This is a genomic window from Microcoleus sp. N9_B4, from assembly GCF_036701635.1.
Lineage (GTDB): Bacteria > Cyanobacteriota > Cyanobacteriia > Cyanobacteriales > Microcoleaceae > Microcoleus.
In genome coordinates, this window is record NZ_JAUBRC010000013.1 from 1 (window position 1) to 14,041 (window position 14,041).

General features: G+C 47.3%; 11 protein-coding genes. 3 read left to right on the plus strand and 8 right to left on the minus strand.

What is annotated here, in order from left to right:
* Window positions 1–145 precede the first annotated feature (145 nt).
* Window positions 146–748: a DUF3172 domain-containing protein gene (locus QUA43_RS10965; protein ID WP_333312292.1), complete on the minus strand. Its 603-nt coding sequence runs from the start codon at window positions 746–748 to the stop codon at window positions 146–148.
* Window positions 749–1,035: 287 nt separating this feature from the next.
* Between QUA43_RS10965 and clpS the strand changes: the two genes are divergently transcribed.
* Window positions 1,036–1,317 (plus strand): ATP-dependent Clp protease adapter ClpS, encoded by a 282-nt coding sequence (clpS, locus tag QUA43_RS10970; protein ID WP_015178019.1) that lies wholly within the window; start codon window positions 1,036–1,038, stop codon window positions 1,315–1,317.
* Between the two features lie 227 nt (window positions 1,318–1,544).
* Here clpS and QUA43_RS10975 read toward each other — a convergent pair whose 3' ends face one another.
* Entirely contained in the window at window positions 1,545–1,877 is a 333-nt protein-coding gene (locus QUA43_RS10975) for an RNA-binding protein (protein ID WP_190743136.1), read from the minus strand.
* Window positions 1,878–2,164: 287 nt separating this feature from the next.
* A complete protein-coding gene (locus tag QUA43_RS10980; RefSeq protein WP_333373809.1) occupies window positions 2,165–3,445 on the minus strand; it encodes a hypothetical protein in 1,281 nt (426 codons plus the stop codon).
* 408 nt (window positions 3,446–3,853) lie between these two features.
* Here QUA43_RS10980 and QUA43_RS10985 point away from each other — a divergent pair, with 408 nt between their 5' ends.
* The gene (locus tag QUA43_RS10985) at window positions 3,854–5,236 is read left to right on the plus strand and encodes a UDP-N-acetylmuramoyl-tripeptide--D-alanyl-D-alanine ligase (RefSeq protein ID WP_333373810.1); all 1,383 of its coding nucleotides are present in this window, start codon (window positions 3,854–3,856) and stop codon (window positions 5,234–5,236) included.
* Between the two features lie 123 nt (window positions 5,237–5,359).
* Here QUA43_RS10985 and QUA43_RS10990 read toward each other — a convergent pair whose 3' ends face one another.
* A complete protein-coding gene (locus QUA43_RS10990; RefSeq protein ID WP_333373812.1) occupies window positions 5,360–5,791 on the minus strand; it encodes a hypothetical protein in 432 nt (143 codons plus the stop codon).
* A gap of 216 nt (window positions 5,792–6,007) precedes the next feature.
* On the opposite strand from QUA43_RS10990, the gene QUA43_RS10995 reads away from it, so the two are divergent.
* Entirely contained in the window at window positions 6,008–7,129 is a 1,122-nt protein-coding gene (locus QUA43_RS10995) for an HNH endonuclease (RefSeq protein ID WP_333373813.1), read from the plus strand.
* Window positions 7,130–7,245: 116 nt separating this feature from the next.
* Here QUA43_RS10995 and QUA43_RS11000 read toward each other — a convergent pair whose 3' ends face one another.
* The 4 genes from QUA43_RS11000 to QUA43_RS11015 form a co-directional block, all read right to left on the minus strand.
* Complete coding sequence (locus QUA43_RS11000; protein ID WP_333100238.1) at window positions 7,246–7,782, minus strand: Uma2 family endonuclease; 537 nt, start codon at window positions 7,780–7,782, stop codon at window positions 7,246–7,248.
* Between the two features lie 123 nt (window positions 7,783–7,905).
* On the minus strand, window positions 7,906–9,990 hold the full coding sequence (fusA, locus tag QUA43_RS11005) for an elongation factor G (protein ID WP_333373814.1): 2,085 nt from the start codon (window positions 9,988–9,990) through the stop codon (window positions 7,906–7,908).
* 389 nt (window positions 9,991–10,379) lie between these two features.
* A complete protein-coding gene (gene recG / locus QUA43_RS11010) occupies window positions 10,380–12,893 on the minus strand; it encodes an ATP-dependent DNA helicase RecG (protein ID WP_333373816.1) in 2,514 nt (837 codons plus the stop codon).
* A 150-nt stretch (window positions 12,894–13,043) separates the two neighbouring features.
* Entirely contained in the window at window positions 13,044–13,976 is a 933-nt protein-coding gene (locus QUA43_RS11015) for a hypothetical protein (RefSeq protein WP_333373818.1), read from the minus strand.
* Between the last annotated feature and the right edge of the window lie 65 nt (window positions 13,977–14,041).

Consider the following 14,041-nt stretch of genomic DNA (forward strand, 5'->3'; position numbering starts at 1 on the left):
GACTTTCTTCTTCCCTCGAACCTCTTCCTTCAATATTTTCTTAGAGCAGTTTTCCATTCTTGAAGTAAAGTAGGGACTTAAGCCAAGCCTAAGTCCCTACCCCATATGTGTAATTGACTCAACTGAAAACCGCTATATCGGGGATTTAGAAATTTTGACCTTCCGTGGTTGGAGCTATCGAGCCCGGTTGGTTGAGGAACAGGTTTTTAGCGCCGTCGTTTTGGTAGATACAGTTAATTTCGGGTTGAGCTTCCAGGGGGCCGGTGAAGCCAAAGGTGTTCATGCGATTTTTGCAATCCCGCACTTGGTCTTGGCTGATGAGTTTTCTTTGTTCGAGAATTGCCCAGTTATTGGTTCGCAGGACGCATCCGGGGCGCATACTCGGCTGCGAGATGTAGACGTTGAAGGGGTTGAGGGTGACGTAGAGGCGCATATCTGTCACCATCGCACTTGCTCCAAACTGCACGCAAAGTTCTGGGTTCGGGGCGCTGCGATCGATAAATTCGCGGGAGGCTACGTTCTCTGGGCTAATTGTAGCTGTGGAGCTAAAGGCAATGCCAATGCCAATTCCCAGAATAAAGACGGCTGTTAAAATCCCTAGGGTGGCGGAATTGAGGAAAGAGGGTTTGCCGGACTGAGGTTGACGCCGCGACTGTCCGCCAAAGGAGCCGGAGTAGTCGGAGTCTTCATCTCCTCGGGATGGGTCGCCGCTGAATCTGTCGTTGTAGGATTTAGGTTTGCGTTTCATATAAGGTTCCCTCAGTTCTGGAGACTCAACAGGTAGTAGTTTGTTATTTTTAACAGATCGCGCCTTTCTAATATTATGGCGCTAGGAAGATGGTTGCGGAGGACCCAGGACACCCCCTGTGGGTTTGGTGTTGGGTTCACAGCTCGCGATCGACCAAGGGGCTGCCTTGTCTGAATTTTCAGATTTCAATAAAATAGCTGAAAGTGAGATAGTCTTGCACAGCGGAGGAATCCGGCTCAAGATTGTTGACAAATTTTAACATTTTACAAGTCAGGAGGTATAGATTAGTGTCTGTCGAAATTATTCAAAAGCCTTCCACAGTCCGCAAGCTTGCACCGCGCTACCGCGTTCTGCTGCACAATGATGATTTCAATCCTATGGAGTACGTGGTGCAGACTTTGATGGCGACGGTACCGAGTCTGACTCAGCCACAGGCTGTAAATGTGATGATGGAAGCCCATACTAACGGGATGGGATTGGTGATTGTTTGCGCTCTCGAACACGCTGAGTTTTACGCTGAAACGCTCAATAATCACGGATTGAGCAGCAGCATCGAACCTGACGATTAGAACCTGACGGTACTGCAACGGATTCGCCCAACCGGTTTCAGACTCATACCCTCAACTCTCATACCAAAAAGCCAAGGGTTAGGCCCTTGGCTTTTTGGTATATTTAATCCGGTAGATATGGAAATGTGAAGAGCATAGGTTTTTCGGAACGGCCGGAAGTGGTTCGGAGCTAGGTGAGCTCTCGCGCCAATTTCAACTCTCCAATCTCAAATCTTTATCCGAGGAACTTAATAACGTCCTCCGCCGCCGCCTCCTCCACGAGCAAATTTGCCAGGGCCGCCACCGCCCCGGTTGCCGCCGCCCCGGCCGCCTTCATCTTCGCGGGGCTTAGCTTTGTTAACTTTGAGGTCGCGACCCATCCACTCTGCTCCGTCGAGAGCAGCAATCGCTGCATCTTCTTCTGCATCTGTGGACATTTCTACAAAACCGAAGCCGCGGGGGCGACTGGTTTCTCTGTCGGTAGGTAGATGTACCCGCTTAACGGTTCCGTATTCGGCGAAGACGGTGGTGATGTCTTCTTGGGTAACTTGGTAGGATAAGTTACCGACGTATATCGACATGAGGAATAACTCCAAAATTTAGACAGTGCGAAGATTTCAGTTTCGGAGAGTCCCCTGCCGATACAGAAGGGCAAGTTTTTAGACAATTCTGTAGCAATGAACAAAGCCTGCAACTGAATCTGATTCACACTTGGTACTTTAACATAGAATAATGTCTTTTGAGTAGGTTTCAGGAGTTAATTAAGTCGTTCTAATTAAAGGTAAAACTTTTAGGGTATTCAGAAACCTGGTCGATCGGTGTGATGTTTTGCCTGCTGTGGAAGCAGAGAAAGTTATGGCGCGCCCTCTCACCGCAGGAAAGATACATCCACCTTGCCAAAGTTGGTACTCAAAGCTAGGTTTACGTTTTCCAGGGCTTTAACTAACCACACCACGCCTTCTCGGGTACTGCATTCGTAGTGACCGAACAAAATTGCCAGCCGCTTTTCTAGGTAGGGCTTGACTTTGCCGCAAATTAGTACAATTTTCAGCAGCAAACCTGTGGTTTGGGTCGGCCCGAGGTTTGAGATCAGGTCGATGAAGACAAAGTGGTTGGGCCGCACAGGACTCTCTACTACTAAAAAGTTCAATAACTGGCTGCAAGTTCTGATCATTAAAAATTCATTAAACTTCTGATCATCGCTGTGGGGCAGGGTATTTTGTAGTTGCTTATACAATTTTTCGTTAAAGAGACGTTTGCCGTAGCGATCGTCGGTGACAGAAGAAATCAGGTATTCGTACAAGTCGTCTTTAAAGGAGCGGTAGGACTGATGTGTGCTGGCGTTCGCCGTGAAACGGCCCGCTAGCTGTCTGTAGGTATCGGCTCCTTCTACTTTTCCGACAAATTGCTTGAGGGCAAAGAATAGTTCTGGGTCGGTCAACAGGGTCGGATTTTTTATAGGCTGTATATTTCTGCCGAAGGAAAGGGAGGTTTCCCGACGCGCTGTTTGGGCTTTCCTCACTTGGTGAGCGACATATTGTGAGAGGTCGATCTCAAATTGCTGCTGCTTTTGAGCTTGGATTTTTTTAATGATTTTTTGCTGTTCGTAGGTGCTGTCGTCGCTGAGGAGGCAGTGTTTGTAGAGGTAAGGGTAGCGGGGAATTAAGGTTCCGAGGGCAAGGGTAGCAGGGGTTTTGCTGTTGCTGCTATCTTCATTGCTGTGAGTTATGACTTTGGCTAAGCGTTGGAGGGTGAGGTACTGTTCGCTTTCGGTAAATTGATTTACTAATTGGGGGATGGAGCCTCGCCCCCGCGATCGATTGTATCCAAATAATATTTTGGGCGCTTCTTCAAACAGAGCGATCAATTCAGGGATGGCTGCTTGCTTGCTGGGGTAAGTTTGCCAGCGGTTGATCAGGATGTGGCAGCAGCGGTTGAGGATGTATTTGAACTCTTGTTCGGCGTGTTTTGAGGCTGCTATTTTTTCGAGTGCGTCGGCGATCGAGCGATCGGGATATCCGGTACCCTGGATAAACAAAGTGCGAAAGCGGCTGATGAGTTCGGCCGGCTGCTCTCGTTGTACCAACTCCAGCCAGTGCTTGTAAAGTAGCTGTTCTTCTTCGTGGCTTTGTCTGTTGTAGTCGTTCACTGTGGATTAACCCTCCGAGGCTGGGGCAGGAGCTTTCAGCGCTATTAGCTTGATGAATTGGCAAATGAATCGCAATAATTGAGTCAACCGAGCTTCTCGCCGGCGGAGACTTATGGGTAGAAGCTGTCAGCAGCTTAAGCCGATCGATATTTTTTGCTTAGTTAAACTATTTATCAACACCAGCATGACATGAATTGTTGGTAATTAGCAAGGCCTTAAATCACCATCCACTTTATAAAGTATTGGTAAAGATTGTGGGTAGGTAGGGGATAATTTCTGGGTGGGCGGAAGATTTAGTATTAGGATGATCAAGGTCAATCCTGATCCGCAACCCGCTGTTAGTTAAATTTGAGGTTGGGCGAGGTAGAATTAGCTGTGAAAATAATTTTTGAAATGTGAGTGCTGATTATGGTTTGTCGCGTAAGTATCGCCCAACTTGCTGAAATTTTAACTGTACCTTTGCCTGCTGTGTCTCAGGGCGTTTTGACAGCTTTAGGGACAGGTATTGCCACAGATACGCGCACTCTTAAGGGCGGCGAAGTATTTTTGGCGCTGCGAGGAGAGAATTTTGACGGCCATCAATTTGTGGCAAAAGCTCGGGATTTGGGAGCGATAGCAGCGATTGTCGATCGAGAGTGGCAAGAGGAATTGCCTAATTTTCCGCTGTTGCACGTTGACGATACTTTAAAAGCTTATCAGTCGATCGCCCGTTGGTGGCGCGACCAATTCAGTATACCTATAGTTGCTGTTACTGGGTCTGTAGGTAAAACTACTGTTAAAGAGTTAATTGCGGCGGTTTTGTCAACGACGGGAAATGTCCTTAAAACTCAATATAACTACAACAATGAAATTGGAGTGCCAAAAACTCTGTTGGAGCTTTCACCGACCCACAATTATGCTGTAATTGAAATGGGAATGCGCGGGAGTGGCGAAATTGCGCTGCTGTCGCAAATTGCGAGTCCTACTGTGGCGGTAATTACTAATGTAGGAACGGCGCATATCGGGCGATTAGGTTCCGAAGAGGCGATCGCCCAAGCAAAGTGCGAACTTTTAGCCGAAATGCCTGCTGATAGCATTGCTATTCTAAATCACGATGGTGACAGATTAATCGCAACTGCGGCCAAAGTTTGGCAGGGAAAAACTTTAAGTTACGGTTTAGAAGGCGGGGATTTGTGCGGAGAATTGCTCAACCATGATACAATGTTAGTTGAAGGCGTAGAATTGCCGCTGCCGCTGCCGGGACGACACAATGCTCTAAATTATTTGGCGGCTTTGGCGGTAGGGAAAGTGTTAGGTATTGATTGGGAAGCTTTAAAGCAAGGTTTGTCTGTGCAGTTACCGGATGGACGGGCGCGCCGCTACGATTTGCCGCAGGATATTATGATTCTGGATGAGACTTACAATGCTGGTTTGGAGTCGATGTTGGCAGCCCTGAGACTGTTAGCAGATACTCCAGGAAAGCGCCGGATTGCGGTGTTGGGAACGATGAAGGAATTGGGCGATAGGGCGATCGAGTTTCACCGACAAGTGGGAAGGGCCGCGCGAGATTTGCATCTGGATGCTTTGTTTGTTTTTGCTGATTTTGAGGAAGCGGCGGCGATGGCTGCGGGTGCGGCGGGTTTGCCTTTTGTGGAGGTAGAAGATATTGCGAGGGAGAATTCCCGCGAAGATTTAGCAAGGCATTTAATGGAGTTTGTCACACCGGGCGATCGTATTTTATTTAAGGCCTCTCATTCGGTGGAGTTAAATCGAGTTGTGGAGAAGTTTAGGGCAGATTTTGGGGGGGAGTAATAGAAAAGAAATTTTGGGGATTTGAAATTATGCGATCGCTTCTAGTCGATCGTCGCCTCAAACTCACGTTTCGATCGCTGATGCGTAGGGTAAGATGCCCATCTGCACCTAAGTCCCGAGGGTTCAATATTTTGATAGCCCTCTGGCCTCGATTTCGATATCGGGATCGATCTCAATTATTGAAATTTTGGCATTTTCAACTACTGTATTTCCCATCATTGTATTGTGCATTGCCTCAAACTTAGATTCATCTTTAGCAATTCGTTCGTAGTGCAAAATTACGTGATAATGCTTTTCAATCGGCTCTCCCGAATCCGAAATTTCCACCGCATCCCAATCTATATTTTGAGAGTCTTCGGCTTGCTGGCGGTAGCGAGATGCTAAATTTTCCAGGGCGATCGCGATCGCGTGTTCTTTGGTTTGTCCGTAAACATTCATTGTATCATTGGGGCGATCGCTCAAAGATGATGATATCTGACAAAGATACTGCCCGTTTGATTGAGCGAAAACGTCGATCGCAATTGTGCCAGCAGTGCGGGGATTTATTTGAGTCATAAGCTGTTCGGCATTTAAAAGACGATAGTAGGGTGCGTCAGTCCATAAGCGTTTCCCAAGTCCTGTAAGTATTCTAACTGACGCACCCTACAAGGCTGAAACTCACCACAGCACAAGTTTTAGGAGCCGGGGAAGCATGACCTATTTCAGGATATGTCGAAAAAAAGCTAAAATATCGATTTGTTTTCATTGGACTTGTCATGTCGGAGAGCAGATATGAATTCAGTTGAGGAAACCGAATTGTCAGAAATCGTTGACTTGCCACTCATAGGGTCTGCTGAACAATATCTCTTCTCAGTCGAAGACAATCGAGAGCGTGCTGATAAGCTAAAAGAATTACTTGTCCCTAAGCTTAAAATAATCATTAAACAAGCTTGTGACCAAATTCACCAAGTTTATGGCACAGATGTACTCTCAGATTGTCGGATAGTGACTACACCAGCTCATCGCCTTGGAGCCAAGAAAACCCAGCCCTTCAAAATAGCAACCGCTGGCTTGGCTATAAAAGGAAAAGGTTGGTATTTCCAACAGAGATTCGAGTGTAATTCTTATAGTTTATTTGTGATTTTTTTTGGATTAAGAGGGCTAGAAAGCAATCCAATTGTTCACGTTCTGAAAAACCATTTAGAAGATGTTACTAGGATTTTGAAGCATGGTAGATATAATATTTCCTCTGATAATATTGCACCGGAAAAATATGGTAATTTAAAGTATGATGAGTTCATTAACAAACTGCAATTAATTCATGAAGGAGGTTGGAATGGTACTTATATTCAGAGTCCATCCCTAGTTATTCCTATTAAAGACCTAGATGCAGCTCAGCCAGTGATTAATAACTTTGTCGAAATCTTTGCTATCTTTCGTGCTGCATCAAATGTGTTTCTTGGTGAGGAAGACCGTTTTGAAGAATACCTAAAATGTTTGTGGGATTGGCAAAATCCGCTTCAGGTTCAGGAATCTGTAACTACTACTAGATTCTTTCCTGATGAAGTAGATGCAGTACAAACATTTCGTGAGGGGGCGGTACGGCAAGTTTCAGTCAACGCGTTTGAACGAGAGCCTAAAGCTCGGCAAAAATGTATTGATTATTACGGTTCAAGTTGCTATATTTGTGATTTCGATTTTGGCAAAACTTTTGGACAACCAGGAAAAGGTTTCATTCATGTTCATCATCTAAAACCCCTTTCAGAAATTGCAGAAGAGTATGAAATTGATCCTATAAAAGATTTGCGTCCTGTTTGCCCAAATTGTCACGCTATGATTCATCGTCGTTCACCACCATTTAGTCTTGAAGAAATCCAGATGTTGTTGAAGTCTGCTCGTGGTTCTACTATCTAATATGTGGGGCTTGCTGAATAAGCCGATCGCAAACCCAGACCACGCAATATGCGCTATATTCAGCAAACCCTAATTACTATCAACGGGGTTTTAAACCCAGTTTTCTAATAAAATGCCTACTGTCGGCGAATCATAGCCATCACAGCATCAACCGTAAGTTCCGGGAGAATACCTAAAACTGGTAAAATATCTGCACCCGAACAGATTATAGGTAGCTCCTCACCCTGCCATACCCAAACTTGTTGGTGAGAGAGATCGATTAGCCATGCTAATTGCGTGCCGTTAATGAGGCAGTGGAGGATCTTATTCTGCAATTTTAAAGTGCTTTGATCCGGCGATAGAATTTCAATTAACCAATCCGGTGCGCCGTTAAGTGGTCCGTCTTCATCGGTAAGCCGATCGCCTGCTACAATCGCTATATCTGGTACTGGCGAGTAGGGAAGTACCAAGCAACGCAACTCTGGTATCGCTTCAAATCGATCAGTCCGATCGTTGATATAGTTAACCAAGTTGTGTTGCAGTCGCGAATGAAAAAGGGTTGGCATAGTTTTTTGAACTGCTCGTCCCAGAATAAATTCCCATGCAGGCGAGGATTCAATATCCGGTTGAGCGAGGAAGTCTGTTAGTGAAAGTGTTGCGATCGACTCAATCATATTTTTTTGTCGAACCTCACTGTACTTATTATCTAGATTAAATCCCCGACTTCGTAGAAGTTGTCGGGGATTGAATTGTTCTGTTTGACTCCAGATAGCACCTACCGGGAGTCAAAAGCACTACTACTTCGCAGCTTGACGCTCTTTTGCCGCCTTAATCACTTCTTCAGCGATGTTGCTCGGACAAGGAGCATAGTGCGAGAAGGACATTGAGAACTGTCCGCGCCCAGAGGTCATAGTACGCAAGTCGCTAATGTAACCAAACATTTCGCTCAACGGTACATCTGCCTTGATTCGCGCTCCCGTTTGTCCTGTCTCCTGAGATTTCATCATCCCCCGGCGGCGGTTGAGGTCGCCGATCACGTCGCCCATGTAATCATCTGGAGTGAATACATCGACATTCATAATCGGTTCGAGCAACTGAGGCCCCGCTTTAGGCAGAGACTGGCGATAGGCCGCTTTGGCAGCAATTTCAAAGGCCATTGCTGACGAGTCAACGGGGTGGAAACCGCCTTCTAGAAGCGTGAATTTCAAGTCTAGGCAGGGGAATCCTGCCAAGACGCCTTTGTCGATGCAGCTTTCAAAGCCTTTTTCGACGGCTGGCCAATATTCTCTCGGCACACTACCACCGGTCACTTTTGACTCAAACTGGAAGCCGCTTCCCACCTCACCAGGCTCGATCACGTAGCCGATTTTGGCAAATTGACCGGAACCACCTGATTGCTTTTTGTGGGTGTATTCGTCTTCGAGGCGCTTGGTAATCGACTCGCGGTAGGCTACCTGTGGTTCGCCGACTTCTACTTCGATGCCGTGGGTGCGCTTGAGAATGTCTACTTTGATGTCGAGGTGTAACTCGCCCATCCCCTTGAGAATCATTTCGCCGCTTTCTTGATCCGTCACCATGTGGAAGGATGGGTCTTCTTGCACCATCTTGGTGAGGGCTGCTCCCATTTTTTCTTCGCCGCCTTTTTGTTTCGGTTTGACCGAAATCGAAATAACGGGATCGGGGAATACCATCGGCTCTAGGGTGGCGGGATTTTTGGGGTCGCAGATGGTGTGTCCGGTGCGGACGTTTTTCATACCGACGATCGCCACAATGTCCCCTGCTTGCGCGGATTCAATTTCTTCGCGAGAGTTGGCGTGCATTTCCACCAAACGGCTGATGCGCTCGGTTTTGCCTGTGGCGGTGTTGAGTACGGTGTCGCCCTTGGACAACTTACCGGAGTACAGGCGCGTGAAGGTTAGAGCACCGTAGCGATCGTCCATGATCTTGAACGCCAGTGCCCGCAATGGCCGATTGGGATCGACGATCGCAAACTCGCCGGTTTCATTCCCATCGAGATCGACTTCTGGCTGTGGTGTGACTTCCATCGGGTTTGGCAGGTAGTCAACTACGGCATCGAGAACCAACTGTACGCCTTTGTTTTTAAACGATGAGCCGCAGTAGGTGGGGAAAAATGCCCGATCGCGAGTACCTTTGCGAATACAGCGCTTGAGGTCATCAATACTCGGTTCATTGCCTTCGAGATATTGTTCCATCAGAGCGTCGTCTTGCTCTACTGCCAGTTCGATCAACTGTTCGCGCCAAGTTTCGACATCATCGACCATATCGGCGGGGACATCTTTAATTTCGTAGTTCATCGGATCGCCCGAGTCATCCCAGATCCAGGCTTTGCGGGTCAGCAAATCGACTACGCCGCAAAACTTTTCTTCTATGCCGATCGGCAATACCATTACCATCGGTTTAGCGCCAAGGATTTTATCAACTTGCTTGACAACGCGGTAAAAATCTGCACCGGTGCGATCGAGCTTATTGATGTAGATAACGCGAGCCACTTTGGAATCGTTAGCGTAGCGCCAGTTGGTTTCCGATTGCGGTTCAACTCCACCCGAACCGCAGAACACACCGATGCCACCATCGAGAACCTTCAAAGAACGGTAAACCTCGATCGTAAAATCGACGTGTCCCGGAGTATCGATGATGTTGAGCTGATGCTCGTTCCAGAAGCAGGTGGTAGCAGCGGATTGAATCGTAATACCGCGCTCTTGCTCCTGTTCCATGAAGTCAGTAGTCGCCGCGCCTTCGTGAACTTCACCGATTTTGTGGATTTTACCCGTCAGTTTCAGGATTCTTTCAGTTGTGGTGGTCTTGCCAGCATCTACGTGGGCGAAGATGCCGATATTTCGATAACGAGTGAGATCTTTCATAAATTAGTGTTGAGATTAAATGCGACGAACCGTCGGCGACCACCTGCAAGCGTAACCAGCGAGGAATCAATGTTGCCTTAGGCGCCAGTACAGGCTAGATTTCCTTTCCCCTGTTTCTGGCAGAACTATCTTAATTTTGACACTTCCCCGTCATTCCTGCGAAGGATTCTTGGTGCGATCAGTACGGGAATCCTTACAATCGATAAAAATAACCCAGACCAAGCTGAAAAACCCGGTTTCTTTGGTCGGAGAAGACCGGGCGGTTGAAACCGCGTCTACACAAACAAAACCTGCCTCCGCAGGTTGAAGACCGGGCGATTTAAATTGCGTTATTTTATTCAGTCCGCGGAGGCGGACTTCGTTTTTGTAGAAGCGGTTTCAACCGCCGTCTAAGTCAAAATCGACCCGCTCATCATCCGCTGATATCTCCGCTCCAATTCATCCCGCACCACCGGCCACTGATTCAAACTTTCATCATTCTCAATTACCATTTGAGCCGCCGCCCTCGCCAACTCCAAAACCTCCTGATCCTCCACCAAACTGGCCAAAGCAAAATCCGGCAAACCCGACTGCCGAGTTCCCAAAACCTGACCAGGCCCGCGCAATCTCATGTCCATTTCCGCAATAAAAAAACCATCTTGAGATTGTTCTAAAACCTTCATTCTCTGCATAGCTTCCGCCGTTTTGGAACCGGGCATTAACAAACAATAAGAACGGTTGCTGCCCCGACCGACTCGACCCCGCAATTGGTGTAGTTGCGACAGTCCAAAACGCTCAGAATTTTCAATCAGCATTACCGTGGCATTCGGCACGTCTACTCCCACTTCTACGACAGTAGTAGATACTAAAATATCAGTTTCTTTGTCTCGAAACTTTGAAATTGCTTCATCTTTGTCGGCACTGCTCATTCTACCGTGCAGTAAACCCACCTTAAACTCAGGAAATACACTTTTTTCAAGTTTCTCTTTTTCCTCAATTGCCGATCGCACGTCCAACTTTTCCGACTCCTCCACCAGCGGCAGCACCACATAAACTTGACGCCCGCTCGCCACTTCCCGCCGAATCAAATCGTAAGCTTGGATGCGTTCTTTGGCAGACAGTACAGTGGTTTGAATCGCCTGCCTGCCGGGGGGAAGTTCATCAATTTGACTCACATCCAAATCCCCGTGCAGCGTCAGCGCCAGCGTCCGGGGAATGGGAGTTGCCGTCATCGTCAAAACGTGGGGAGCTTCGCCTTTTTGCTGCAATTTAGCGCGCTGTTGTACACCGAATCTGTGTTGTTCGTCAATTACCGCCAAACCCAATTTATGGAAATTCACCGTATCTTGAATTAGTGCGTGAGTTCCCACTAAAACGGGCAATTCTCCGGTTTCTAACTGGTTGTGAATTTCTCGGCGCTTTGCTACTTTTGTGGAACCAGTTAACAGTTCAACAGATAAGTGCATCAAGTTAAACCAACCTACCAATTTGCGGTAATGCTGTTCGGCTAAAACTTCTGTCGGCGCCATTAAAGCGGCTTGATAGCCGGATTGAATTGCTGCTAGCATTGCCACGACTGCTACTACGGTTTTGCCAGCACCGACATCGCCTTGCACTAATCTGTTCATCGGTTGCGACGAAGCTAAATCGTTGAGGATGTCATTAATTACTCTTTCCTGAGCATTAGTCAACGCAAAAGGCAAGATTTCATAAAAATGTTCGATCAATTTGCCACTAGGAAGGATGACTGCACTCGCTTGAGCTTTCCTTTGGGTTTGGCGGCGCTTTAAAAGTCCTAATTGCAGGTAGAAAAATTCGTCAAAAACTAAGCGGCGGCGGGCGGCGGCCAAACAATCTCGATCGAGGGGAAAGTGAATATTAGTCACCGCATCGGCTAAACCCATTAAACCGTAACGCTCGCGCAAATCTTCCGGTAGCGATTCTGGCAACATTTTTGCCGCCGGCATGGCCGCCAAAATCGATCGCCTCACCGAACCAGCATCCACCCCCTCCGTCAGCGGATAAACTGGTATCAGGCGACCGACTTTCATGGATTCGATCGCACCGCCGGAGTCGTCTAATACTTCTAACTCAGGATTTTCTAAAGTAATTCCATATTTACCCTGCTTCACCAACCCGGAAGCTGCCAGCACCGCACCTGTACAATACTCGCGCTTTTTGAATTCTTGCCAGCCGCGATTACTGTAGCGAGGGCCTGCAAAAAAACGACTAATTTTTATCTCTCCGGTGCGGTCTTTTAAAATTACTTCTAATATGGTTAACTTCTTATTCTTCGGACTAGAAAAGCAATTGCAGCGCTTTACTTCTGCGATTAAAGTGACAGTTTCCCCGGCTATTAGCTCGCGAATTTGTACTTGCTTTGCATAGTCGATGTGGTTGCGCGGATAGTAGTAAAGCAAGTCATATACAGTGTATAAACCCAGTTTTACCAAGCGGTTGCCGTTGGCGGGGCCGATGCCGGTGACGCGGGTCAACTGTTGGTCGAGAGTCAGGCTGGGCGGTGCGGCTGCTGTACTCAGGGGTACTGTTCGGGGAACGGAAAGTGCTGGGGCGGTTGGTTCAGAAGCGTTAGCGTTTGCGGGTCTGACTTGTGCTACTTGTTCTTGCTGGTGGCGAGTTTCTTGTTCCCAAACTTGCTCCATTTGCCTCAGAAAACTGACCGTAATGGCGATCAAATGTTGGCGCTGTTCGAGATATTTCTGAGGGTAGATGTCAAATTCAGCCGCTAGTTGTCTAGCTCGATCGCGCGCCGAAGCCACCACAGAACCTGCCAACTGTCTCAAACTCAGACCAAGAAACTCGCTGAAGCGGTATTGACTGCCTTGGATGTCGTTAAATCCGCGATCGGCTTCTACTGAAAGAGCTTTTTGCAATCGCTGCCATTCGGGTTGATTATTAGTCATCAGTCATTAGTTATTAGTCATTAGTTATTAGTCATTAGTCATTAGTCATTGGTCATTAGTTATTAATCATAGCTCAAGAATTCCACACAACTGACAACTGTCAACAGTCAACTGTCAACTGACAACTGACAACTGACAACTAACAACTGACTAATCTTCAAACCAACTCGATCGCCAAGCCGACTCAGCCTCCACCACAGCGAGTTCCCGCTGCTTTTTCTGGTAATCGCGACCCAGCGAGTTCAACTTTAGAGACAGGTTACGAATTTGCTGGCGCCAAGCGGAGGTTCCCGCATCGGCAAACTCTATTTCCGATAGCCGCAGTTTAATCGCTGTAATGTGCAGCGCCCTACTACCAAAGGTTGCTGCCAATTTTCGCGATGCTGATGAGGCATCGGTTTCAATGATTAAGTTTAATAAGTTAGGCGGCCCGGCAACACTATCGCCGGAGGATTCAGCTTGAGAAGCAGCTTCTAGAACCGGTTCTGGCAATTGACTCGGCAAGATTCCCGACTGTTGCAGCAAGCGGTTGGTGTCGCGAGAAAGCAGCTTGAGTATATGGACGATCGACTTTTCAATACTATTTTGCCAGCGTGCCAAACTTTCGGGGGAATTGGCACTTGGCAATTGATAATTTGCCAATGAAAATAGATAGTTAATGGCCGAAACTTGGTTTTTTTCCTTTTCGTCTTCTTCCTTGTCGTCTGATTCGTCTTCCTCTTCTTCCTCTTCCTCTTCATCGAAGTCGTCTTCTTCTTCTTCCTCTTCTTCTTCCTCTTCCTCTATTTCTTCATCTGCTTGTGATTCAGTCACCAGCGATCGCAATTTTTCCTCCGACGCCGCAGCCAAAGCCTTTACAGACTGCTGCATTTTTTGCCGCGCCTCGAAGGACAACTTGAGAAACGACTCCGGTACTGCTTGAGTGCAAAGGTGATAGCAAGCCAAAATTAACTGCTGTCGCACCGCTTGTCCCAACGCAGTTAAATAACCATCGTAGGTACTGCGAAACTCCAAATTCAAGGCTGCTAAAGCCTCTTCGAGTCCTGCCAAATCTTGCTCTATTCTCTCTCTTGGTCGCACCATATCTCTCGTATAAAATTAAAATAGGACTTGTATCATTTCCGGTTACACCGGAATGATGTTGACGG